26 protein-coding genes are annotated in these 23749 nt (G+C 66.1%); 8 read left to right on the forward strand and 18 right to left on the reverse strand.

The features are described from left to right. Positions 1-9 precede the first annotated feature (9 nt). The 3 genes from C507_RS0104870 to C507_RS0104880 form a co-directional block, all read right to left on the reverse strand. A complete protein-coding gene (locus C507_RS0104870; protein ID WP_018698542.1) occupies positions 10-1605 on the reverse strand; it encodes a serine hydrolase in 1596 nt (531 codons plus the stop codon). A gap of 107 nt (positions 1606-1712) precedes the next feature. Beyond that, positions 1713-3296 carry a serine hydrolase gene (locus tag C507_RS0104875; RefSeq protein WP_018698543.1) on the reverse strand — a complete coding sequence of 528 codons (1584 nt, stop codon included), beginning with the start codon at positions 3294-3296 and terminating at the stop codon, positions 1713-1715. A gap of 160 nt (positions 3297-3456) precedes the next feature. Beyond that, entirely contained in the window at positions 3457-5154 is a 1698-nt protein-coding gene (locus C507_RS0104880) for a ShlB/FhaC/HecB family hemolysin secretion/activation protein (RefSeq protein ID WP_018698544.1), read from the reverse strand. A gap of 246 nt (positions 5155-5400) precedes the next feature. Between C507_RS0104880 and ampH the strand changes: the two genes are divergently transcribed. The 3 genes from ampH to C507_RS0104895 all read left to right on the forward strand — a co-directional run bounded on the left by ampH (position 5401) and on the right by C507_RS0104895 (position 8669). Further along, positions 5401-6531 (forward strand): D-alanyl-D-alanine-carboxypeptidase/endopeptidase AmpH, encoded by a 1131-nt coding sequence (gene ampH / locus C507_RS0104885; protein ID WP_026318856.1) that lies wholly within the window; start codon positions 5401-5403, stop codon positions 6529-6531. Positions 6532-6742: 211 nt separating this feature from the next. Next, a complete protein-coding gene (locus C507_RS0104890) occupies positions 6743-7903 on the forward strand; it encodes an iron-containing alcohol dehydrogenase (protein ID WP_018698546.1) in 1161 nt (386 codons plus the stop codon). Positions 7904-8033: 130 nt separating this feature from the next. Further along, positions 8034-8669: a LysE family translocator gene (locus C507_RS0104895; protein ID WP_018698547.1), complete on the forward strand. Its 636-nt coding sequence runs from the start codon at positions 8034-8036 to the stop codon at positions 8667-8669. A 63-nt stretch (positions 8670-8732) separates the two neighbouring features. Here the strand turns inward: C507_RS0104895 and C507_RS0104900 are convergent, their stop codons facing one another. Continuing rightward, on the reverse strand, positions 8733-9197 hold the full coding sequence (locus tag C507_RS0104900) for a PaaI family thioesterase (protein WP_018698548.1): 465 nt from the start codon (positions 9195-9197) through the stop codon (positions 8733-8735). Positions 9198-9757: 560 nt separating this feature from the next. Beyond that, positions 9758-10894, reverse strand: a complete 1137-nt coding sequence (gene ald, locus C507_RS0104905; RefSeq protein ID WP_018698549.1) for an alanine dehydrogenase — start codon at positions 10892-10894, stop codon at positions 9758-9760. Positions 10895-11044: 150 nt separating this feature from the next. On the opposite strand from ald, the gene C507_RS0104910 reads away from it, so the two are divergent. Next, the gene (locus C507_RS0104910) at positions 11045-11518 is read left to right on the forward strand and encodes an Lrp/AsnC family transcriptional regulator (protein ID WP_018698550.1); all 474 of its coding nucleotides are present in this window, start codon (positions 11045-11047) and stop codon (positions 11516-11518) included. A 10-nt stretch (positions 11519-11528) separates the two neighbouring features. Here C507_RS0104910 and C507_RS0104915 read toward each other — a convergent pair whose 3' ends face one another. Then, positions 11529-12008: a YcgN family cysteine cluster protein gene (locus C507_RS0104915; RefSeq protein WP_018698551.1), complete on the reverse strand. Its 480-nt coding sequence runs from the start codon at positions 12006-12008 to the stop codon at positions 11529-11531. A gap of 153 nt (positions 12009-12161) precedes the next feature. Here C507_RS0104915 and C507_RS0104920 point away from each other — a divergent pair, with 153 nt between their 5' ends. Continuing rightward, a complete protein-coding gene (locus C507_RS0104920) occupies positions 12162-12920 on the forward strand; it encodes an EAL domain-containing protein (protein ID WP_156829164.1) in 759 nt (252 codons plus the stop codon). Between the two features lie 69 nt (positions 12921-12989). Here the strand turns inward: C507_RS0104920 and C507_RS0104925 are convergent, their stop codons facing one another. Continuing rightward, the gene (locus C507_RS0104925; RefSeq protein WP_018698553.1) at positions 12990-13325 is read right to left on the reverse strand and encodes a DUF1491 family protein; all 336 of its coding nucleotides are present in this window, start codon (positions 13323-13325) and stop codon (positions 12990-12992) included. Positions 13326-13369: 44 nt separating this feature from the next. Continuing rightward, positions 13370-14104 (reverse strand): peptidoglycan-binding domain-containing protein, encoded by a 735-nt coding sequence (locus tag C507_RS0104930; RefSeq protein ID WP_018698554.1) that lies wholly within the window; start codon positions 14102-14104, stop codon positions 13370-13372. A 299-nt stretch (positions 14105-14403) separates the two neighbouring features. Between C507_RS0104930 and C507_RS20380 the strand changes: the two genes are divergently transcribed. After that, positions 14404-14838: a DUF5330 domain-containing protein gene (locus C507_RS20380; RefSeq protein WP_018698555.1), complete on the forward strand. Its 435-nt coding sequence runs from the start codon at positions 14404-14406 to the stop codon at positions 14836-14838. 62 nt (positions 14839-14900) lie between these two features. Continuing rightward, positions 14901-15338: a SufE family protein gene (locus C507_RS0104940; protein WP_018698556.1), complete on the forward strand. Its 438-nt coding sequence runs from the start codon at positions 14901-14903 to the stop codon at positions 15336-15338. A 13-nt stretch (positions 15339-15351) separates the two neighbouring features. Here the strand turns inward: C507_RS0104940 and C507_RS0104945 are convergent, their stop codons facing one another. Continuing rightward, positions 15352-15912 (reverse strand): DUF6456 domain-containing protein, encoded by a 561-nt coding sequence (locus C507_RS0104945; protein ID WP_018698557.1) that lies wholly within the window; start codon positions 15910-15912, stop codon positions 15352-15354. Then, complete coding sequence (locus C507_RS20385; protein WP_018698558.1) at positions 15909-16319, reverse strand: helix-turn-helix domain-containing protein; 411 nt, start codon at positions 16317-16319, stop codon at positions 15909-15911. The genes C507_RS0104945 and C507_RS20385 overlap by 4 nt, the downstream gene beginning before the upstream one ends. A 261-nt stretch (positions 16320-16580) precedes the next feature. Here C507_RS20385 and C507_RS0104955 point away from each other — a divergent pair, with 261 nt between their 5' ends. After that, positions 16581-16868, forward strand: a complete 288-nt coding sequence (locus C507_RS0104955) for a hypothetical protein (protein WP_245559650.1) — start codon at positions 16581-16583, stop codon at positions 16866-16868. A 110-nt stretch (positions 16869-16978) separates the two neighbouring features. Here the strand turns inward: C507_RS0104955 and C507_RS0104960 are convergent, their stop codons facing one another. The 8 genes from C507_RS0104960 to C507_RS0104995 all read right to left on the reverse strand — a co-directional run bounded on the left by C507_RS0104960 (position 16979) and on the right by C507_RS0104995 (position 23661). Next, positions 16979-17413: a Ros/MucR family transcriptional regulator gene (locus C507_RS0104960; protein WP_018698560.1), complete on the reverse strand. Its 435-nt coding sequence runs from the start codon at positions 17411-17413 to the stop codon at positions 16979-16981. A 297-nt stretch (positions 17414-17710) separates the two neighbouring features. Next, the gene (mnhG, locus tag C507_RS0104965) at positions 17711-18115 is read right to left on the reverse strand and encodes a monovalent cation/H(+) antiporter subunit G (protein ID WP_018698561.1); all 405 of its coding nucleotides are present in this window, start codon (positions 18113-18115) and stop codon (positions 17711-17713) included. After that, entirely contained in the window at positions 18112-18438 is a 327-nt protein-coding gene (locus C507_RS0104970; protein WP_018698562.1) for a cation:proton antiporter, read from the reverse strand. The genes mnhG and C507_RS0104970 overlap by 4 nt, the downstream gene beginning before the upstream one ends. After that, entirely contained in the window at positions 18435-18908 is a 474-nt protein-coding gene (locus tag C507_RS0104975) for a Na+/H+ antiporter subunit E (protein ID WP_018698563.1), read from the reverse strand. Before C507_RS0104975 ends, C507_RS0104970 begins: the two co-directional genes overlap by 4 nt. After that, positions 18908-20437 carry a Na+/H+ antiporter subunit D gene (locus C507_RS0104980; RefSeq protein ID WP_156829201.1) on the reverse strand — a complete coding sequence of 510 codons (1530 nt, stop codon included), beginning with the start codon at positions 20435-20437 and terminating at the stop codon, positions 18908-18910. Before C507_RS0104980 ends, C507_RS0104975 begins: the two co-directional genes overlap by 1 nt. Before the next feature lie 40 nt (positions 20438-20477). Next, positions 20478-20855 carry a Na+/H+ antiporter subunit C gene (locus tag C507_RS0104985; RefSeq protein WP_018698565.1) on the reverse strand — a complete coding sequence of 126 codons (378 nt, stop codon included), beginning with the start codon at positions 20853-20855 and terminating at the stop codon, positions 20478-20480. Beyond that, positions 20855-21274 (reverse strand): Na(+)/H(+) antiporter subunit B, encoded by a 420-nt coding sequence (locus C507_RS0104990; RefSeq protein ID WP_018698566.1) that lies wholly within the window; start codon positions 21272-21274, stop codon positions 20855-20857. Before C507_RS0104990 ends, C507_RS0104985 begins: the two co-directional genes overlap by 1 nt. After that, positions 21271-23661 (reverse strand): putative monovalent cation/H+ antiporter subunit A, encoded by a 2391-nt coding sequence (locus C507_RS0104995; RefSeq protein WP_018698567.1) that lies wholly within the window; start codon positions 23659-23661, stop codon positions 21271-21273. The genes C507_RS0104990 and C507_RS0104995 overlap by 4 nt, the downstream gene beginning before the upstream one ends. Between the last annotated feature and the right edge of the window lie 88 nt (positions 23662-23749).

Raw genomic sequence — 23749 nt, forward strand, 5'->3', positions numbered from 1 at the left:
CCCGCCGGCTCAGTTCCGAGTGAAGGTGCCGAAGCCCAGCCGGTCGTAGGCCTCGATGGTCATCGACCGCGCGCGCCCGTCTTCGACTGTGAACGCGACCGGCGAGCGCGAGCCGGGCGGTCCCTGGTACACGTCGGGGTCGACCGCGAAGACATTCCCCTCCCAGTGATCGAGGGGGAACGGGACCGCGGCCGGACCGATCGTCAGCACCAGCCCGCCATCCTTTTCCACGACCTCCGCAGGTCCGTAGTAGGGGTTATTGTAGGTTCCGGCGAGCACGGCCGCACCAGCGGACGGCGCCGGATCCGACGGCGGCGCCTCGCCCACCAGCGAACCCTCGGGGCTCAGCATCCGATCGAACAGGCCGTTGAACAGCGCGTACCAGTCGCGTTCGACCTCTCCGGTCTGAACCAGGTCCTCGAACTGTCGGACGACCGCTTCTGACGCCCCGTTGGGCGCGGTGTTGGCGAGCACGACGATGCCGACATTGGCCGACGGAATGATCGAGAAGGTAGTACCCGCCCCTGTGGAAAAAGCGCCGGAATGGCCGATCAGAATTCGCCCGCTCGACGAGATCGACTGGCTGAAGCCGAAGCCGTAGAAGCGCGGCCGGCCCTCGATGGTGGGAGCCGGCGCGCTGACGATCTGGGGCTGCATGGCTTGGGTCAGCGGCTCGGACGCAACGATCTGCCGTCCGTCAAACTCCCCGCCCTGGAGGAGCATTGCCATCCACCGCGCCATATCATTGACGGACGACGACACGCCTCCGGCCGGCGCCTGGGGATCCGGATGGCGGACAAGCTCGGGCCGATAGGCGCCATCGAGCAGGATGTGACCATCAGCCCGGTTTTCGCGAGCCTCGAAATCGGCGAACCGGGCGCTCGTGGACGTCATGCCGAGCGGCTCGAAGATCACCGCCTCTGCCAGATTGGCCCACTCCATGCCGGCCGCTTCGGCGACCGCCTCGCCACCCGTCGTCAGTCCGAAATTGGCATAGGCATAGGTGTCCCGGAAGCTGGACAGCGGCAGCAGCCGAAGCCGTTCGATAATCTCGCGCCGATCGAAGCCGATCGATTCCAGCAGATCGCCAGCCTGTCCGGGAAGGCCGGAGCGATGGGCGAACATGTCGCCGACGGTGACATCGGCCGTGACGGACGGGCTGGAGAGCTCGAACCAGGGCAGATGCTCGACGATGGGAGTGTCCCAGGCCACCCGCCCCTCGCCGATCTCGTGCGCCACCACGCTTGCACTGATCGACTTTGATATCGAGGCGAGCTGGAACACCGTATCGGCATCGACCGGCGCGGTGCCGTCCGCGCGGCGCACCCCGTATCCCTTGGCGAAGACCGTCGCTCCGTCCCGGACGACCGCCACGGCGATGCCCGGCACGCCGGATCGCTCCATGACATCGGCAACGATCTCGTCCAGCCGGCCGATGGCCGTGTCGATCTGCTCGTCGGTGATGGTGCCGATCGAGCTGGTATCCGGGGGACCGACATTGAAGGCCCGCGCCGGCGTCGCGGGTGCCAGCGCCAGGAGCCCGGCGACACAGCCGGCGGCTACCACGCTCCGCCCGATCCAGTTCGCTGCAAGTTCGACCGTCATGACATCGTCTCCAACTGCGGGGGCACCGGACGTCGGGCCGGTCCCGTCGCCCATGGATGGGAAGCCTCGGGCACCTTCCGGCCGGGCGCGTGCGCAGCCGGACCGGTTCAGTTCCGCGTGAAGGTTCCCAGACCGTTGCTGTTCAGAAACTCGACGGTGACCTCGGTCGCCAACGCGCGAGGCTCCGCCGGTGAGAAGGTGAGCTTGGAGATCGATCCGTCGGGATTGTTCTCGTCGCGCGGCTCGAAGACGTAGGTGCGTCCATCCCAGTGGGTCAGCGGATAGACCATCGGCTTCGGGCCGAGCTTGACCACAAGGCTGTTGCCGTCATCGGCGATCTCGATGGGCCCGTAATAGTCGTTCTCGAAGGTGCCGAGCAGCTGATCGTCCATGCCCGGCCCGCTCGGGTCGGTCGGCGGCGTTGCACCGACAAGCTCACCCACCGGCGCGGAAAGCGCTTCCATCCGCGGAGCATAAGCCGCGTACCAGTCCCTCTCCTGCTCACCGAACTCGACCAGATCGATGAACGTGTGGCCGACGGCCTCCGCCGCCCCGACCGGCGAGGCGTTCGTGAGAACGCCGATGGCCACGCCGTCCAGCGGCAGCAGCGCGAAGTGGGTGCCGGTCCCCATGGCGAAGGCCCCGGAGTGGCTGATCGAGACCCGGCCGGAGGCGTCGACACCGGTGCCGAACCCGAAGCCGTAGAGGCCCGGACGGGCCGCGGGCGACGGCATGGCCCCCGAGATCATCTGCGACTGGATCGCCGGCAGAAGCGCCTCCTGCGGGATGAGATCGCCGCCTTCCGCCACGACCATCGCGAGCCATTTACCGAAGTCGTTGGCCGATGCGCTGACGCCGCCGGCCGGGGCCTGGGCGTCGGGCTGACGCACATACTTTGGCTGCCACGCGTCACCGACCTTGGAATGGCCGAGGGCGCGGTTCTCACGCGCGACGAAATCGTCGAACCGGTAGCTGGTCGCGTTCATGCCCAGCGGCTTGAAGACCGTCTCCTCCGCCAGGCTCGCCCAGTCCGTGCCTGCCGCCGCCGCAACCGCCTCGCCGCCAGCGGTCAGGCCGAAATTGGTATAGGCGTAGGTGTTGCGGAAGCTGTTGAGCGGCACGAAGCGCAGCCGTTCCAGGATTTCCTGGCGATCGAAGCCGATATCCTCAAGATGGTCGCCGGCATGGGCCGGCAGGCCCGAGCGGTGAGAGAACATGTCACCGATCGTGACGTGGTCGCCGACCCACGGCTCGGAAAGCTCGAACCAGGGCAGGTGTTCGACCAGCGGGGTGTCCCAGGTGACCAGGCCCTCGCCGACCGCGTGCGCCACCACCGTGCCGCTGACCGACTTGGAGAGCGAGGCGAGCTGGAAGACGGTGTCGGCATCGACCGCCGCTTCCTCGCCGACCTTGCGCACGCCGTAGCCCTTGGCGAACACGGTCTCCCCATCCCGGACGACCACCACCGCCATGCCGGGAATGCCGGACCGGCGCATGATGTCCTGGGCTATCCCGTCGACTGCGGCGATCGCATCCTCGATCTGCCCCTCCGAGATGACCGTTCCCGGCTGCATGGGAGGTGGCAGAAGATCCTCCGCCATCGCGCGCGAGCCGGAAAATCCGCCCGAAAGCAGTCCGGTGGCCAGCAGGACGCCCCCCGCAATCGTCACTCCAAGCCGATCGATCCGCATGGCGCTACTCCTTCGTTGTCCTGACGCACCGTCGCGTGGCATCCCGCCGCCCCAGTGTGAGCGAACCCTAGCGCTGCCCTTTCCGCCCCCCAATCGGAGACATTGGAAAAGACTGGAAGGCGGACTTTGCACGTGCGCGTCCGAAGCCCCGGTTTGACGGTCAGAAGTCCGCGGCAAGCTTGAAGAAGACGCGCGTGCCCGGGTCGTCAATGTCGTCATCGACCTTCCAGGGGATGGCGAGCAGGAGTTGCCCTTGCAGCGTATCCCCCACCCGTCCTCGCACGCCGAACCCGGCCGATCCCAGATCCGCCTCCGTGTAGTCCACCGCCACGTCGTGGTTCCAGAGTTGGCCGTAGTCGGCGAAGACGAAAAGCGCGGAGCTGTCGATCCAGTCGACCTTGAGATCGACCCCCTGGTTGATCTCCACGATGCCAGCCACTCCGCTGTCGCCGGAAAGGCTCGAGCCGTCGAATGCCTGACCGAAGGGATCACCGCCGAGACTCATCTGGGCAGCCGCCGGCAGCGGATCGGCGGTGTACTGGCCCAATCCCCGCAGCCTGAGCGCCGCACGCTCCCAGAGCGCCTGGGACACGTCGAGAGTACCGGACACGAACCGGTAGTCCTGGGGTACACCGGGACGACCGGAAAGCGGATCATTGCCGCCATCGGAACCAAGACCGTTTATACCCTGGTTGAACGCGGCTCCGACCTTGGCAACACCACGCGGCAGCGCCTGCTCCAGATCGAGCGAAGCCGAGATCCAGCGGGCACGGCTGCGCAGGATTGGCTGCCCCATGATATCGACGTCGTTGTCGCGCGCCTCGAAGCCCACCCCGGCAAACAGGCTGCGGTCGATGGTTCGTATCAGCGGGTAGCGCCCGAACAGGGACAACTGGGTGACCCCGACATCGATGTCGATCGGCTGCGGATCGTTGGGCTCTGACGTCAGGGCCGTCAGCGTATAGCCCACGTGCAGGCCGTGGGTACCGACCGGGATGTCCTGTCCGATCTGGAAGAAAAGCAGCTCCTTCGGCTGGTCGGGAATGGTGAGCCCAACCATGTTAGTCGACTCGAAGAGCCCGAAGACGTCGTTGAACGTCAGTTGCCCGGATAGTTCCAGCGGCCCGGCACTGTCGTCGCCAAGGTTATCGAGCGTGATCTTGCCCGACGCCCGCGTGAAGGTGATTTCCAGGTCCAGGCTGCCGCCGCCGTTGGCTTCCTTCGGCCGCGTCACGACGCCGTTGATGGTGATGCCGGCAAGGTCGCTCATCAGAAGAAGCTGGCGTTCCAGGTCCTTGACGCGGATCGGCCGCATGGCCGTGATCCGGTCGATATAGGGCGCCAGCCGCTCCCGCATGCCCGGAACGTCGGACCGAACTGTCAGGTCACGAATGTAGGATTCGTAGATGAAGATGCGAATGTTGCCGGATGACAGCTCCTGCTCCGGCACCACCACCTGGGCGTAATAGCCGGCGTCGAGGAACATCGCCTCCATCGCATCGGCAATGTCATAGAGGTCGGCAAGGCTGACAATGTCGCCGAGTTGATCGCTCCAGGTCGCGGCGAGTTGCTCGGGCGTGAGGATAAATGCCCCCTCCACCGTGACCGAGCGAAGCGTAAACCGGATCTGCCGAGCCTTTTCGATGGGAACCAGCTGGCGTTCGTCCCGCACGACGGCATTGAACGAGCCGCGCTTAGGCGCAGGGGTAAACCGTTCGATTACGGTGTTGGGCGTGCTGAGGGCCCGCTCGATCTCGGCCGCGACCTGCGCGTCGGCGGGAGTGGCACCGGCCAGGGCAACGACGGAGAGACCGACAGCAGCCAGGAGCCGTCCCCTAGAATCCGTCTGTCCGGTCACGGTGCGAATCCAATCTTTCTGCAATCCACGCTGTATCGCCGGCACATTGTCGTTGCGCCGCGGCGATTCGAAACATCCAAACTTGGAAATGAATGGAAAAGAACGACTAATCAACGTGTCTTCCTTGACTGCCGAAACCTGATCCCACCAAGTCCTTTCAGACCTCGCCCGAATACGGCTGACCGAAGCCTTCTCTTCATAACACCGACAGTCGCCCGGGCCAGCGCAGAGAGGATGTGCATCGCGATGAAACCGTTAATCTGGGCAACAGCCGCTGCAATGCTGGCAGCATCGGCTCCGGCAAAAGCCGAGGACCCGTTCCTGTCGGAGATCGTCGATTTCACCGGCGCGGTGATGTACCTGGAAATGGGCGTTCCCGGCCTCGTTCTTGGCGCCGTGCGCAATGGCGAAACGGCCGTGGCCGGCTTCGGCGAACTCCGCGAGGGCAGCGGCATGGAGCCAACCGGCGACACGCCGCTGCGGATCGGCTCCATTTCAAAGGTTTTCACGGGCGCGCTGCTCGCCAGCATGACCGCCGACGGCACGGTGAAGCTGACGGATACGCTGCAGTCGCACCTCGACTGGGACGTCACCGTGCCCTCGCACGACGGCAAGGAAATCCGCCTCATCGATATCGCCACCCACACGAGCGGCCTGCCGCGCGAGGTGCCGCGCGAAGATGGGCCGGCCGATAACCCGCACGCCACGATAACCCCGGAAGCGATGATCGCGAGTCTGGAGAACGAGCCACTGCTGTTCGCGCCGGGGACGAGCGGGCTCTACTCCAACTTCGCCTACGACCTCCTGGCTGCGGCGCTGGAAAATGCCGGTGGCAAACCCTTCGAGGAACTCCTGAAGGAGCGCGTGCTCGATCCGGCCGGCCTTACCGACACCGGCTTCGCGCTGCCGGACGACATCTCTACCGCCATGCAGGGTCATGGATTCGGCGGAGAGCCGCTTCCCGACATTCCGACGGGCAAGCTGGCCCAAGGTTCGGGCGGGCTTTACTCAACCGCCAACGACATCCTCCGCTGGATGCAGTGGCATCTGGACCGGTTCTCGCCGGAAGACGCGGAGATGCGGCTTCTCGATCACGCAGCCTATGTCCCGCGCGACGCGCTCGAGGTTGCTGCGGGCTATGACGAGTCCGGCGAAATGGACGCTGTCGGCCTCGGCTGGATCGTGATGGAGCGCACCGCAGACCGGCCGACCATCCTTCAGAAGGCCGGTGGTGCCCAAGGCGTGTTCGTCTACATGGCGTTCGCCCCGGCCCACGATGTCGGAATGTTCGTGGGCATCAACACCTACGACTTCGCCGCAGCAATGAGCATGGGTAAAGCGGTCAACGACATGATCGGCGTGCTCGCTTCCCAGTAGCGGAACGACAGACCGGCGGGGGCAATCGGCTCCCGCCGGCCGGCTCACTGTCGGTGCGGTCCGGGTCGCCTGCGCCGGTCATGTCGGCTGCCGGATGGCCCGAAAAGCTGAGCCGTCGGGCCCTCTCATCTGGATACCCGCAGTGTTCTGGCCATACACTCCGCGCAAAGCCGGACATCGGGGAACCGGCAGGCACGGGTGGGGAAACAGCATGACGGCGCCATTCATCTTCAACACGGTCGGGTCGATCGTCTTTGGCGCAGGCAAGGCAGCCGAAATCGGCACGCTTGCGGAAGCGCGCGGCTGGCGGCGCCTGTTGCTGGTGACCGATCCGGGGCTGATCACCGTTGGGCTGGTCGATTCCTGCGCGGCGTCGCTGACCGCCGCCAGCATCGAGGTGACGATTTTTTCCGACGTGGTTGCCGATCCGCCGGAGCCCGTGGTGCAGGCGGCGACGGAAGCGGCCCGCGCCCATGGTGCGGATGCCGTGATCGGGTTCGGCGGCGGCTCGTCGCTGGACACGGCCAAGCTGGTGGCGCTGCTCGCCCGAAGCGGCGAGCCCCTCTCAGAGGCCTACGGCATCGGGAACGCGAAAGGCCCGCGCCTGCCGCTGATGCTGGTCCCGACCACGGCCGGCACCGGCTCAGAGGTCACCCCGATCTCCATCGTCACGACCGGAACCAGCGAAAAGTTGGGCGTGGTTTCGCCTCTGCTCGTGCCCGACGTGGCGCTGCTGGACCCAGAACTGACCTACGGGCTGCCCCCGGCCGTCACGGCCGCGACCGGCGTGGATGCCATGGTTCACGCCATCGAGGCCCATGCCTCGGCGAGCGCCAACAACAACCCCGTGTCCCGGGCGCTCGCCTGCGAGGCGCTGCGGCTGATGGGCGGCGCCCTCGAGCGCGCTGTCCACACCGGTTCCGACGCCGGCGCCCGCGCCGACATGCTGCTCGGCTCCATGCTCGCCGGCCAGGCCTTCGCCAATTCTCCGGTCGCCGCCGTGCACGCGCTGGCCTACCCGATCGGCGGCCACTTCCACATTCCGCACGGCCTTTCGAACGCGCTGGTGCTGCCGCACGTCCTGCGCTTCAACGCCGAGACGGCCGGAGCGGCCTATGCCGGCATCGCGCCGCTGGTCTTCCCGAAGCTTGCCGAGATCGGCACCCAGGGCCGCGCCGCGGCCTTCGCCGACGAGCTGCAGGCGCTGTCGATCCGCTGCGGCCTGCCGCCCCGGCTGCGCGACGTCGACATTCCCGAAGAGGCGCTGGAGATGATGGCCGACGACGCCATGAAGCAGACGCGGCTTCTGGTGAACAATCCGCGCCCTGTCACTCGAGCCGATGCGCAGGCGATCTACCGCGCGGCCTGGTGAGGCCATGCGCCCAACGGGGCGCGTATCCGCCCGGCCATGCGCGAGCGTCCGTTCGCGGCGCCTGCGCTCCGTGCGATAGTGGAGCCGTGCCGACAGACGGCGCCGGCACTGGACGAGGGAGCGCAACGCGATGGGCTGGTCGGAAATTCTCGCCTTCGGGGTCGCCGCGGCGCTGCTCGTGACATCGCCGGGGCCCAACGGCGTGTTGATCGCCAGGACCGTGCCCACCTCCGGCCGCGCCGCCGGGTTCGCCACCATCGCCGGCTTCTTCGCCGCGTTCTATGTGCACGGCGCCCTGTCGGTGCTGGGCATCTCGATCCTTCTCGTGCAGTCCGCCACCGCGTTCACGATCGTCAAGTATCTGGGCGCCGCCTATCTGTGCTGGGTCGGCCTCAAGGCGATCGTCGCCGCCGTCCGCGGCGTGGAACTCCCGAACGACGTAGCGCCTGCACGGCGCCAGCGCACCCTGCGCAAGGCGTTTGTCGAAGGCCTGCTGACCAACGGCCTGAACCCCAAGGTCTCGATGTTCTACCTGGCGGTGTTTCCCCACTTCATGCCGCTGAACGATCACTCGGGCCTGTCGGCCTTCGTACTCGTCTTCGTGCATTCCATGATCAACGTCGTCTGGTTCAGCGCCATCGTGATGCTGTTCTCAAGACTGTCGGTGGTGGCCAGGGGCCAGCGCGTCCAGCGCTGGATCAAGGGCGTCACCGGGACCGTTTTCCTCGGCTTCGGCTACAAGCTGGCGACATTCCGGCCGGCCTGACTGTAGCCGACCGGCCTGATCGACACCGGACGCCGGCGACCCTCGCGCGGATCGCGCCCTGCCCTAGGTGGCTGGCGCCGCGACACCCGATGCGCTGCCAACCGCCTTCCATATGCCGTCGAGAGTGGCCACGACGCGATCCCCGACCACCAGCGTGCCGCGCATGAAGATGAGCGACTTCGTCCGCCGCACCACCTGGCAGTGCGCCTCGACGAACTCGCCGACCTGCACGGCATCGACGAAGTGGACGTTGAGCTGGATGGTCGCCTGAGGCTTGCGGTCGTTGTTGTACCAGCAGGTCATGCCCATCGCCCGGTCGGCGAAGGTCATCAGCATGCCGCCCTGCACGACGCCGCGCCGGTTGTGGTGCTTGTCGGCAGCGAGGAAGGCATAGTCCGGCGCCGGATCTCCCGGTCGGGTCCACAGCGGCCCCACCAGGCCGATAAAGCCATCGTCCGAGTAGGGCTCCCAGCCGTGGGCAGCCGGGTCGAAGGGAGCGCGCCCAGGCGCGTCTTCTGTGGAACTCATGGGCATCCGGGTCGCTGAGGTCGGCCTCGATCGGGCCGCGCAGAACTGGCTGCAAGCAATCGCACGAACCGTTCCGCCGGTCCAATTACCACGAGCTGCTCACTCAGTCTCACTCAGCGCACCGGTACAGCGGAATAATCGGACCGTTCCAAGAAAGTCCGACTGGCTCACCACCTCTAACAAGGCCATGGAGCGTCCCCTCGCCTGATGGCTGACCTTCATCAGTGCATTTAACTACCCTAACAGTAAAATTCCCAAGACTGTTCTGACCAATCTCAGCAACCGAACAAAAAGTATCCGCGATCCGAACATCCTCCTCGGAGATATCGATCCGCTCGCCCTGACAGTTTGGTCCGACCGTGAAACTTCCAAAAATTTCAGTTGCCTGAACTGGCGTCGCAAAAACAGCAGCAATCAGAAGCGCTCGGAATACCATGCTGAGTCGAAGCTCCTCTGCAAAGATCGAAAACCAGTCTCGACATAGTGCAACAAAAAAGGGAGGGGCGCAGGCCCCTCCCTCTTGGCAGTTTGGACGACCGTTTCCAGCCGGCGTGCGACGCTTACGCGGCCTTGCCGATCCCGTCAGCGGCGAGGGCGTCCTCGGGCGCCACGTAGGGAAGATCCAGGCTGGCCGCGACCGCCCGGTTGGTGACCTGTCCGCGATGCACGTTCAGGCCGGCAAGCAGGTGCGGGTCGTCAAGAAGGGCAGCGAGGCCCTTGTTGGCGAGTGCCAGCCCGAATGGCAACGTCGCGTGGTTGAGGGCGGAGGCCGAGGTCATCGGCACGGCGCCAGGCATGTTCGCCACGCAATAGTGGATGACGCCCTCGACCTCGTAGGTCGGGTCCTCGTGGGTGGTGGCGTGCGAGGTTTCGAAGCAGCCGCCCTGGTCGATTGCCACGTCGACGATCACCGAGCCCTTCTTCATCCCCTTGAGCATCGCCCGGGTGACGAGTTTCGGAGCGGCGGCGCCGGGAACGAGAACGGCACCGATCACCACGTCGGCCGCGATCACCTCGCTCTCCAGCGCATCCGTGGTGGAATAGACCGTGCGCACGCGTCCCTGGAACAACTCATCGAGGAAGCGGAGACGCGGCAGCGACCGGTCGAGAATGGTCACCTCCGCACCGAGCCCCACCGCCATGCGCGCGGCATGGGTGCCGACGACACCGCCGCCGATCACCACCACGCGGGCCGGCGCAACGCCGGGCACACCGCCCATGAGAAGACCACGGCCGCCCTTGTTGCGGCGAAGCGACGAACATGCCGCCTCGATGGACAGCCGACCCGCGACCTCGCTCATCGGCGCCAGGAGCGGCTGGCCACCGGTGCGGTCCGTCACCGTCTCATACGCGATGGCCGACACGCCGGAGGCGATCAGCCCCTTGGTCTGCTCCGGATCGGGCGCAAGATGAAGATAGGTGTAGAGGATCTGGTCGCCCCGCAGCTTGGCCCATTCGACCGGCTGCGGCTCCTTCACCTTCACGATCATGTCCGCCTCGGCGAAAACGGTATCGGCGTCGGGAACGATCCGGGCTCCGGTCGCTTCGTAGGCCGCATCCTCGGCGTGGATGCCGTCGCCGGCTCCCGCCTCGACGATCACCTCGTGTCCCGCCGCCACGTACTCCCGCACGGACGACGGCGTCAGGCCGACGCGATATTCCTGCGGCTTGATTTCCTTCGGCACACCCACACGCATGACGCTCTCCCCTGTTCTCGCGGTTGTCCTGCGATGGAAGAGAGATAGTGAGTTCCAGCGTGTCGATCCGAGCTTTCTACAGGCTCGCGCCCGTGATTATCGCATGATAGCGTCGCGAAACTGGAGCGAAGTGAAGGATTCCACCGACGCATGTCTCTGGACCGGCTCGACCTCAAGCTGATCGACGCCCTGGCGCAGGCCGGGCGGGCCAGCCATGTCGAGCTGGCGGAACGTGTCGGCCTCTCTCCCACCGCCGTCGCGCGGCGGCAGCGAACACTGGAGGATGCCGGCGTGATCGCCGGATACAGGGCCGTTCTCGGCGTCCGCGAGCTGGGTCTGGCGGCCACCGTGATCGTCCGCATCACCCTCGACAGCCAGTCGGAGGACGCGCTGTCGGCCTTCGAGGCAGCGATCGTCACCTGCCCGTCGGTGGTGCGCTGTTTCCTGATGGCTGGCGGCGACGACTATCTCGTCATCGTGATGGCACGCGACATCGAGGACTACGAGCACATCCACAAAAGCCAGTTGTCCCGGCTGCCGCATGTGGCCCGCATCCAGTCCAGTTTCGCTCTGCGGGAAGTGGTCGACCGGCCGGTGCCCATGGGCGCGACGCGTCTGCGCTGAAACGCCCGCGTCAGTCCTCGCCCGGCCAGGCGACGAGGAACTTCTCCAGGTCCTCCAGCTCCAGCCCGTCCTCCGACACCGTGCGACCGCGCACCGAGATGCCGGCCTGGTGAACCGTTTCCGGATCGCCGGACACGAGCGGATGCCACCAGTAGAGCGGCTTGCCCTCGCCCACCAGCCGGTAGCCGCACGTGGGCGGCAGCCAGGTGAGTTCGCGGATCGCCTCGGGATCGAGCGGGATGCAGTCCGGCACGGTTTCGGTTCGGTTCTCGTAGTCGCGGCAGCGGCAGGTGCCGTCGTCCAGCAGACGGCAGGCGACGTTGGTCCAGTAGATCTCGCCGCTGTCCCAGTCCTCCAGCTTGTTGAGGCAGCAGCGCGCGCAGCCGTCGCAGAGCGATTCCCATTCCTGCGCGGTCATCTGGTCGAGCGTCTTCGTCTCCCAGAACGGACGCTCGCTTTGCACGTCTTCATGCCCGGTCGCAGTTTCCAAGGCCGCGCTCTGCAAGCCAGCCGCAAGCAACAGGGTGTTTGATCGGTTTGTTTCTCGTCGATCCATCTTTCGATCCGGCAGTGATGCACTCGTTCGAGCACATGAGGATACGACCACCTTCGCTAGACTTTCTCAAAAACGGAATTTAAGCCTGTGACCTGGGAAGAGGACGATTTTCAAAGTAGCGTCAGCATGGGCTTAGCGTTTCAATCGGGCCTGACGATGGCCTTTCAACCCATCGTCGACGTGATTGACAAGAGCGTGTTTGCCCACGAGGCGCTGGTGCGCGGCGTGCATGGCGAGTCGGCGGCCTCGGTTCTTCTGAGTGTCAGTCCCGGACTTGGCTCCGATTTCGATCAGCAGTGCCGCAAGACCGCGTTCGAACTAGCCCAGCAATTGCGGCTGGCGGACACCGGGTCCAGCCTCGCGATCAACTTCATTCCCTGCGTGACCGGTGAATTCGCCGACAGCCTGGCCAAAGTGTTGGCCGATGCCGAGGCGTCTTCCCTGGAGCTGAATCGCATCATCTTCGAATGCCGCGACACCCACTGGCTCGACGTCGAGCACACGATCAACGTTTTCGAGGGATATCGGGCGCTGGGCTTCCGGACCGCGCTCGACAATTTCGGTCCGACGGAGGCGAGCCTCAAGCTGCTGCCGCGCTTTCAACCCAACTTCGTCAAGCTCGACATGGCGATGGTGCGCAATGTCGATACCGATCCCATCAAGCAAAAAGTGTTGGCCTTCGCGCTCCGCTATCTCCGCGATCTCGGCATTCAGCCGATCTGTGGCGGCGTGGAGACCTACGGCGAATTCGAGGCTGTGGTGGGTCTGGGGGTTAGGCTCGTCCAGGGGTTCTTCTTTGCGCGACCGATGCTGGAGCAGCTCACCACGCCCCGCTTCCCGACCTAGGCAGCCTGCCGGATCGCCGCGCCCGCAGACGGTCGGGGTCCGGCACTCCCGGACGCGCGTGACCAGCCGCTAGTCCAGGAAGGCCCGTCCCTGCCGGTCCTCGATCTCCACCAGCCAGAGATCGGGATCAAATCCACGCTCTTTCGCGATCCTCGCGTCCGCCTCGTGCTCCTCACAACCTGCCATCAGGCACTCGAAGCGCCGGCCGCCCCAGCCTTCGTCGTCCGCATCGGACATGGCCTGCGGCGCCGGCCCGTAGAGATCGCAAGTGCGGTCAAGCCGGTTGATCTTGAGGAAGATCGCACCGGCGCCCTCCGCGCCCTTGCGAACCACCGTGCCGAACGCGCCTTCCCCCTGGCAGCGCCGGAGATAGGCGGAAACCCACATGGAGGACGTGAGACGCATGGGTGATATCGGTCCGTTGTTCGCCGAGTGAACGAGGCAGACCGCTACCCCTCGGGCACCGCGGCCGCCAGGCCAAAGCGCGCCAGGAGCGGCTCCGACACCGATCCCGTCACCGCAAGCCCGTGGTCGAGCTGGTAGCGGCGGATGGCTCCGGCCGTTTCCGACCCGTAGATCCCGTCCACCGTGATCGGCCCGTAGCCGGCGGAGACCAGCGCCTCCTGGAGGCGCGCCACCGTCGCCTTGGACGGGGTCGGCACCTTTCGCGCCTGGGTCTGCGCCTGCGTCGTACCGGGCGTCGAGAGGCTGGCGAGCAAACCGACACTCGGGGCGCCCGTCACCTCCAGCCCGGCCTGCTCTTCGTAGGCGGCGATCGCCGCTCGCGTCGCCGGTCCCATGGCGCCGTCCACGGGATCATCGTAGATGCCACGCGACTTGAGGGCTGTCTGGATTGCGGACACGAGGTTGTCGGGTGCCGCGGCGGGCTCGCGCTCCCGCTGCTGTGCGGACCGGGCCAGTTCGTCGATCGCATCGGCGCCGCCGGCATTGGCCGCGGGCGCGGGCGTACTGGCCCCGCTTCCGCCGGCGAACAGCGGAGCCGGGTGCTTTCCAGGCTGCAGGTAGAGTGCGTTCACCGAAATGGTCACGACGGAGACGAGAGCGCCGACGGTCAGGAGCACGGCTTTCGGATGCGCGCGCAGCGACGCCTTCACCTGGCCGGCGAAGCCCGGCGCTTCCTCCTCCTCGGGCTGCTCGCGCCGTCGGGTCCGGTCTGCCTTCATCGCACTCACGAGGTGTCGTCTTCCGGATCTGTCTCGGTCGGTATCGAACGGACGGAGACGCCGGTCGGCCTCCCCGATGCGCCGGAGTGTTGCCGGACGCCCCTTAAGGAACGCTGAACCTGCCCCGGTCTCGCCACGATCCATCCGTCGGAGGCGCTTTCTCCGCTGATGGCCGAAATCGATCGAATTGTCGCGATCGGGACAACCGAACCTTCAAACCGCCCGTGCGAGGGTCCGGAACCGCCGGCACCCCACTCGGGTGCTGCGACCGACCCGTGCCTTTACGACGGACGAGACACATGATCGGATTCCTCATTCGCGCCGCGTTCTGGTTCACGATCGTTCTGCTCGTGCTGCCCTTCACGCAGTCGGGACCGGAACCGTCCGCCAGCCCGGCCGGCTCAGAGACGCAGACGCAGGCCATCGCCCCCGCCCGTCCCGAGACCGAGGTCTCTTCGCGTGAGGCGGTGACCGCCCTGCAGGGTGCGGTCAGCGACGTGTCGGGTTTCTGCGACCGCCAGGCGGACGCCTGCGATGCGGGGCGCTCGGTGATCTCGGCGCTCGGCGCCCGTCTGCGGGATGGTGCGGCGACACTTGCCTACATTCTCGACGAGGCCCTGGACGGTGAGGACGCGGCCCCGGCCGGTGCACCTGCCACGCCCGGCACCCTGACGCCGGAAGACCGCAGCCCCGACTGGCAGGTCGGCAGCGGCCAGCAGCGCCCGCCGGTCTGAGCAGCCGTTTCCTCCCGGCGCGTTCCCCCCTATATGGAGGGCACAGCGTACAGGGAGTTCCGATGACCCAAGCCCCCCAGGATATTGCCACCATCGTCGAGGCCTTCGAGCTCATCGACGACTGGGAGGAGCGCTACCGCTACGTGATCGAGCTCGGCAAGGACCTGCCGCCTTTCCCCGAGGACGCCCGCACCGAGGAGAACAAGGTGCGCGGCTGCGTGTCTCAGGTCTGGCTGGAGACGGCGGTATCGAACGAGGCGGACGGTCCGCACCTCTCCTTTCAGGGCGACAGCGATGCCCACATCGTGCGCGGGCTCGTCGCGATCCTGCTGTCACTCTATTCCGGCCGAACCGCCACCCAGATCCTCGCAACCGATGCCGAGGCTACGCTCGGCGAGCTGGGTCTTCGCGAGCACCTGACCCCGCAGCGCTCCAACGGTCTGAGCGCCATGGTCGGCCGCATCCGCCGCGATGCCGAGGCCGCGCTGGAAAACGCCTGACCGATTGGATGGCTCAGGCGCCGGGTTCCGCGTTCGGCGTGGAAATGCACGGCCGATAGTCTTCCGAACCCCAGTGTTTCGGCCCGCCCGACCGCTCCGGCCCGCGTGCCACGGATCGGTAGCCATAGTGCTCGGCCAACCGCGAGAGCGCGATCAGAAGCACCACTTTTCCCGAGCGTGCCGGCCAGCCACGCTCACGCTCGACGAGCTCCAGCCCCTTCAGGAAGCAGCAGACGTCGATCAGCACGCCAGACAGATCCGGGCCGACGGCTCCGAGTGCCCGGTTCACCCGATCTCGGGCCGAGAGCGCCGAATCGGAAATGTCCTGCGCGCCGCCAGACCGGCCGCTGCGCCCTCCCGACGGAAGCCCGAGACTGAGATCGACAGACATGCGCGGCATCATCTGACCGCGGGTGAAATCGGCCCGCAACCTCTCGCCGGCGGCGAATTGGATGTCGCTGAGGATGGGTCGGCCCGCCTTGTCCCGTCGTTTAGCCAGCCAGCCGAGCGGGCTTTCCTCCGCATTGATCTGCGGTGCCGGGCCCGCACGGCCCCGGGCAGATCGTCCCTTCACGCTACGCGCTCCCCGGCGGGCCGGCTCGTCGCGCGGCACCAGTCGAGCGTCATCTTCCATGACACGACCACCGTCTCGATCGCATCGAGAAGACGGTCGAGTTCATGATCGTCCCGACGGTCCTCCACCACCCGGCAGGCGTGGGCGGCGGTGGTGCGATCGCGACCGAACAGCGCCCCCGTGTCGGTCAGTGACAGGCCAAGCCCGACATGGGCGATATACATGGCCACCTGCCGCGCAAAGGCGACCGGAGCCTGGCGGCGGGTCGCCGCTCCCAGCTCGGCGACCGGCAGGTCGAAACTCGCCGCCACCGTTGCCTCGATCACGCGCCGCGCGGCAAGCCTTTCGGCGGCATCGAGCCCCCGTGCTGCCTCGGCGATTTCCGCTGCCCGATAAGGACCCCACATTGCGACCCACCTCCGTACCCGGCGGAGGAACCGGAATGGCGCCTCCCGAAATAGGATTTTATCCCTATTCTCGAGTTGTACGACGGCCGCGCTTTCGCGGGGATAATTTTCAGCTTCTGATTACATCCAATCCGGAAAGGCCCCGAAGGATGCACCGAAGACGCAAACCCGACAGGGCGTTGTCCCCGCCCGGAGCGGGCGGCGCAAACTGGCCTGCGAGATACCGGCGACCCGCGCCGGGTCACCAGACCGGAGATCCACATGACCCACTGGCCGCCCTCCCCCGATGACCTGCCCGGCACACGAGCGGCCGGCGGGATGCCCGACAAACCGCTTCCTCGCCATCGCCTCGCCGGCCTGCTCCCCGTGACCGAGGACGACCTCGCCGATGTCTCACCGCAGGGACGCCGGGCGATCACCCGTCACCTGGAACGGGCGCTGAGGGCGGAGCGCAGGCGCGGCCGGGCCGGCCACTGGTCCTATGACCTCAATCGGCACCTGGCTCTCAAGCAGGCGCTCGCGGCCGAACGGGCCGGCCTCGCACGCTGACCACCAGGCGCAACGACAAAAGCCCGCGGATGCCATCCGCGGGCTTTCGATCATCTGGGCGTCAGGTTGTCGCCCGGTCGCCCGACCTCACGTCCGGTCAGGCGAGCCGATCAGGACTTGCGACCCTTGCCGGTGGCGCGGCTGCGCTGCTGGCCGAGACCCATCCGCTTGGCCAGCTCGGAGCGGGCCGCGGCGTAGTTCGGGGCAACCATCGGATAGTCGGCGGCAAGACCCCACTTCTCCCGGTAGTCTTCCGGAGAGAGATTGTAGTGGGTGCGCAGGTGACGCTTCAGCGACTTGAACTTCTTTCCGTCTTCGAGACAGATGATGTAATCCGGCGTGACGGACTTCTTGATCGGCACCGCCGGCTTCAGCGGCTCCGGCTCCGGCTCGGCAGCCTCGCCGCTGGTCTTCAGCAGGGCGCCGTATACCTCGTGGATCAGGGTGGGAAGATCCTGAGCCGACACGGTGTTGTTGCTGACATAGGCGGACACGATATCGGCCGTAAGGTCGATCAAGTTCGGATCCTGCGTCATTTCGCTCATGTCTTACTCGCTTTTTGTTGGGCTCGCTCGAGAATGCCGGCGGGAGGAAGTCTTCTTTTCGCCACATACACGCAGCGCATCAATGCAGACTTCCGCAGCATCGATCTCGAAAAGTGATTCATCGCAATGCTTCGATGAGCGAGTGTATAAGTGCGAATTTTCAAAAGACAAGTGGGCTTGTACCGCCACTCATCGAAAAAGCACGATTTTGTTGAAGTTTAGGGGAGCCTTACATCGCCTCACCACAGATTGACGGGATCTCTGTCCGCAGACGAACCGAGAACAAAATGCCGTCATTCAGTGGGTGTACTTGGCATCCTCGCCGTCGTCGGCCTGTGTTTCGGGCTGACCGAGGCCTTCCGGTTTGACGATCGTATCGGCCAGGGCATCCCGATACGTCGCTTTACAGGGACGATACCCGACGAGATAGGCGGCGCGGGCGAGCAGATGCGCCGAAATGGGCGCCGTCAGCATGAAAAAAACCAGGCCGGCGATCGCGCGGGTGACCACGTCGAGCTCCTGGGAGTCCACCGCCAGCGCAAGCAGCAGCACGCCGGATCCAAGCGTCCCGGCCTTACTTGCGGCGTGCATGCGCATGTAGACGTCGTCCAGCCGCACCAGACCGATGGCCGCAACCAGGGCGAAAAAGGCGCCGACGACGAGCAGCACGCCGACCACCAGGTCCATCACGCCTTCCATCATCTGTCGGCCCCTCCGTCCTTGCGCCCGATAGCGCTGTCCTCGGTGGATCCGCGCGCCAGAACGAAGCGGGCGAAGGCGACCGTTGAGAGGAAGCCGACCAGACCAAGCGCGATGGCGATGTCGACATAAAGATAGAAGCCGCTGCGAACTCCGAACGTCGCAATGAAGCCGATGGCGACCGCCACCATCATGTCCAGCGCGAGAATGCGATCGGGCAGCGTCGGGCCGGTGGCGATCCGGTAGACGATGATGATGAAGGAAATCGACAGGAGCGCGAACGCGATGTCGACGCAGACCTCAAGGAACAGGCTCATGTCGATCATCGGAACGTCTCCATGATCTTGCGCTCGAAGCCGTTCTGGATGTCCGCGATGACCGCATCGACATCGGGAACATCGATGCAGTGGATGAACAGCGTCTCCCGATCCTCCGACACGTCGACCGACAGCGTGCCCGGGGTCAGGGTGATCAGGTTCGCCAGGAGCGTGATCTCGAAATCCCGGTCGACCTGGAGCGGGTACGCGATGATGGCAGGGTTGAGCTCCCGCTTGGGCGACAGCACGATGATCGCCACCCGCACCGACGACTTCACGAGCTCGTAGACGAACAGGAGGGCCAGCGTGAGAGCCAGCCAGACGCGCGTCACCACGCCCGAGGTGCCCACCTGCTCTCGGATCAGCCAGAGCGCGAGCGAGGCAAGCAGGAAGCCGAACAGCAGGTTCAGGAAGTCGAAGCTTCCGGTCACTGCGCCCCATGCGAGCGCGAGCACGACGTTGGCGAGAAGAACCGACATCAGTTGCCTCCCTCACCCAGCACACTGTTCACGTAAGCCTGAGGATCCAGCAACGACTGCGCACTAGCAAGCGAGGCCTGCATCAGCCCGTCCGGCATCAGGCCGATGCCGGCCACAATCACCACCACCAGCGCGATCGGCACCATCCAGCTGGCCCGCGAGGCATCGGGCGTCGCCTGCGAGCGGAGCGGCGCACCGTTCACGGCGTCGCGCCAGAAGACCAGCAGCCACACCCGACCCATCGCGATGGTGGTGAGGAATCCCGTCACGAGAATGGCTGCCGCCACCCAGCCAAGTCCGGCGCCGATGGTCGCCTGCACCAGCATGACCTTCGGCCAGAAGCCGGAAAAGGGCGGCAGGCCTGAGACGGCGAAGGCGAGGACCAGGAACAGCGTCGCCAGTGCAGGCTCCAGCCGGTAGAGGCCACTTGCCGTGTGCAGGGACGATGTTCCCGCGATGCGCTCGACCGCGCCGGCGGCCAGATAGAGCCCGAACATCACGATGATGGAGTGGACGGCATAGAAGATCGAGCCGGCCAGGGCTTCGCTCGAGCCGACCGCAACGCCGACGAAGATGTTGCCGATACCGGAGATCACCACGAAGCCCAGGAGCCGCCGGACCTCGCCCTGGGCAAGCGCCCCGAACGCGCCGACCAGCATCGTCAGCACCGCCACCCACAGGATGACATCGGCCAGGAGATCCCGGGTCTCCGGCAGCAGCATCACGACGATGCGCATGAGCGAATAGGCGCCGACCTTGGTCAGAAGGCCCGCAAAGATCGCCGCCACCACGATCCGGGGGGTGTGGTAGGAGGCCGGCAGCCAGAAATTCAGCGGAAAAGCCGCCGCCTTCATCGAGAAGGCGACGATGAACAGCGCCGTGACCACCCCGATCGGCGCGGCTGCGGGAAGCTGCGGAACGGCGAGCGCGATGTCCGCCATGTTGAGCGTTCCCACCAGGCCGTAGAGATAGCCCACCGCCACCAGGAACAGCGTCGTCGCCAGCAGGTTCAGGACGCCGTACTTCACGGCGCCGTCGAGCTGGGCACGTTCTCCGCCGAGGATGATCAGGCCGAACGACGCGATCAGCAGGACCTCGAACCAGACATAGAGGTTGAAGATGTCGCCGGTCAGGAACGCGCCGGACACGCCCGTGATGAGCAGCAGGTAGAACGTGTAGAAGCCGAAGCGCCTGCGCCCGATATCGATGTCGCCGCTGGCGTAGATCGCACCGATGAGGCCAACCACCGAGGTGGTCAGCGCCAGCACCGCACCGAGGATGTCGATGGCGAAGACGATGCCGAAGGGCGGCAGCCAGTTGCCCATCGCCATGATCAGCGTGCCCTGCTGGACCACGGTGTGCACCAGGCCGACATTCAGCAGGACGAGCAGGCCCAGCGTCAGTACCGTGATGCGCGCGGCGAGGTCGCCGCGCGAGCGGAACATCAGGCACAGCGCACCGGCCGCCATCGGCAGGGCCACGGGCGCGACCGCAAGCCATTCCAGCGGGGTGTAGGTGTCGACGACCATCGCCTGCGCGAGATCGACGGAATAGGACGGTCCCGCCACGTCAGTACTCCATGGGCGGCAGGCGCCGCTCTGCGGGTTCGGCGTCGCGCATCTCGTCGACGTCGTCCGTGCCCAGATCCTGGAAAGCGCGGTAGCTCAGCACCAGCAGGAAGGCGAACAGCGAGAACGAGATCACGATGGCGGTGAGGATCAACGCCTGCGGCAGCGGGTTCGCCACGATGTTCTCGGGCGTGGGCAGGTGCTGCGGAATCACTGGCGGCACCGCCACCGTCAGCCGGCCGGCCGTGAAGATCAAGAGGTTCACGCCGTTGGACAGGATGACGATGCCGAGCAGGATGCGCACCGTCCGCCGCGACAGCATCAGGTAGATGCCGGAGGCGAAGAAGATCCCGACGAGGACTGCGAACACCGTTTCCATCAGTCGACCTCCGGCTCCTCGAGGGTGAGACCGATGGTGGAGATGGTGCCGACGACGGTGAAGTAGACGCCGATGTCGAACAGCAGCACCGATGACAGGTCGAGTTCGGTGCCGAAGAAGGGCACGCTGATCCACAGCCCGCGCAGGAAAGCGCTCCCGGCGAAAAAGGACAGGAAGCCCGACACCGACGCCAAGAACACACCGAAGCCGGCGAGCGTGATCGGGTGCACGACAATGGCGCGGCGAACCGGCGCAACGCCCCAGGCAATGCCGTAGATCGCGAGCGCCGAGGCCGCGATCAGGCCGCCGATGAAGCCGCCGCCCGGCTCGTTGTGGCCGCGCAGGAGCACGAAGACGGAGAACAGACCCGCCAGCGCCGCGAGGAACGGCGCGATGGTGCGAAAGATGATCGTGTTCATGCGTCGCGCGCGGCCTCCTTCAGCGATTCCCCGTCATCGAGGTCTGGCCGGGTGGGGTCGAACCGGCGGTGCCGGCTCCTGAGCCGGATCAGCGCAAGGATCGCGAGGCCCGCGGTCATCACCACCGAGATCTCGCCCAGCGTGTCGAGGGCGCGGAAGTCCACGATGATGACGTTCACGATGTTGCGGCCGTGGGCGATCACGCGGGAATATTCCGCGAAGAAGTCCGACAGGCGCGGATCGAAGGGCTGTTCCACGACCGCGATCAGCAGCAGTGCGAAGCCGGCGCCGCAGGCGATCGCCACCGTGCCGTCGCGCAGCCGCGTGCCCCAGCTGCGGTGATCGCTCGGGCTGAGGTTCAGGCGGGTCATGACCAGCGCCAGGATGATGACCGACAGCACCTCCACCATGAACTGGGTGAAGGAGAGGTCCGGGGCGCCGTAGAGCATGAAGATGATGGCCACCATCGTGCCCTGGATGCCGAGCGTGACGATGGCGATCAGGCGCGTAGCGGACACGAGCACGGCCCAGAGGCTGACGGCCGCGATGGCAAACACCACCCAGAAATAGAACGGCGCGTCGGGCCAGGTGAACGTGAAGCGCGGCCATTCGCCGAACACCCACATCGGGATGAGGAGCGTTGCGGCGGTCACCACGAAGGTGATCATCACGTAGCCCTTCATGCGACCCGGCTGCAGGATGTCGCTGAGCCCGCTTGCCAGGAAGACAAGGCTCCGCAGGACCTGGTCGAAGCCGCGGTCCGGGCCCCAGCCGATGCCGTTCACCAGTCCGGCGAAGGCGGCGCGCAGCGCGGAGAACACCATCACCAGCCCGATGCCCGACGCGATCGTGATGACCGTGAGCACCACCGGCGCGGAGATCTTGGTCGGGATCAGGTGCAGGTCGATGGACAGCGGCGCGCCGTAGACCGCGCTCGCCATCGGGACGACGAAATAGTGCGTCGTGTCGTGCAGCAGAAGCGCGGAGGCCAGCGCCAGCACCGACAGGGTCAGCGGGCCGAGCCACAGCGAGGGCGGACCTTCGTGGGCATGTTTCGGCGTTTCCGTCTTGCGGCCGAAGAACGGCTTGATGATCAGGATCGCCGCGACGGCGAACATGAGCGTGTTGCCGACCAGCCCCACCAGAAGCGCGATGGACAGTCCGCCCGCCTGCCAGACGCCGTCATAGAGCACTTCCTTGGCGACGAAACCGATCATCGGCGGCAGCCCGGCCATGGACAGGCAGGCGAGCGCGGCGGCCGCGAAGGTCACGGGCATCGCCCTGCGCAGGCCACCGAGACCGGTGATCTCGCGCGTCCCCGTCTCGTGGTCGATGGTGCCGGCCACCATGAACAGGCCGCCCTTGAAGAGCGCATGGGCGATCAGGTAGAGGACCGCGCCCTCGATGGCGAGCTTGGTGCCGATGCCGGTCAGCATCACCAGGAGGCCGAGCGAGGCGACGGTGGTGTAGGCCAGGATCTGCTTCAGGTCGGTGTTCTTCACCGCCAGGATCATGCCGACCAGGAAGGTCGCGCCGCCAAAGATTGGCAGGATCGTCGTCCACAGCGCCGTGTCGCCCAGCGCCGGGTTCATCCGCATCAGCAGGTAGACGCCGGCCTTCACCATGGTGGCGGAATGCAGGTACGCCGATACCGGCGTCGGTGCCTCCATGGCGTTCGGCAACCACGAATGCAGCGGCACCTGCGCCGACTTGCTGAAGGCACCGGCCAACACCAGGATCAGGATCGGCACGTACAGGCCGCTGTCGCGCACCGCGTCGCCCAGCGCCAGCACCTCGGACATGCTCGATGCGCCGGTCGCGCTCATCAGCACAAGGAAGCCGGCAAGCAGCGCCAGCCCACCGCCGCCGGTGATGACCAGCGCCTGCAGGGCCGCGCGCCGTGCCGCGGCTCGCGTGTGGTCGAACCCGATCAGCAGGAACGACGTGATCGACGTCAGTTCCCAGAAGATGAAGAGGGAGATCAGATCGTCGGCCAGCACCAGGCCGAGCATCGCCCCCATGAACATCAGAATGAACGAGAAGAACCGGCCCTGGTGGGCGTGGCCCTTCAGATAGCCGCCGGCGTAGATGACGATCAGCGCCCCGATCCCGGTGATCAGGAGCGCGAAGACCAGGGACAGGCCGTCCACGCGAATCGAGTAATCGACGCCGAACGCCGAAACCCAGGGCACCGATGCCGCCAGGACATCGCCGTGCGCGACCGCCGGGATCATCGTGGTGAAGTGCGCGAACAGAAGCGCCGGGACGATCGCCAGGATCCAGCCTGCCCGGCTCCCGATGAGGCCGGTCAACCATGGGCCGAGTGCGGCGGCAACGAACGGCGCAAGTGCGAATAACAGCGTTCCGTCGATCGCACTCGGCGGCATGCGCAGGCGCCTCCTGGAAGGCCGGCGTTCGTCGCCGGACGAAATCGATGGCCGCGAGCGGCCGGCACACTGGGACTGCGTCCCCCTC

The organism is Amorphus coralli DSM 19760 (genome assembly GCF_000374525.1).
GTDB lineage: Bacteria > Pseudomonadota > Alphaproteobacteria > Rhizobiales > Amorphaceae > Amorphus > Amorphus coralli.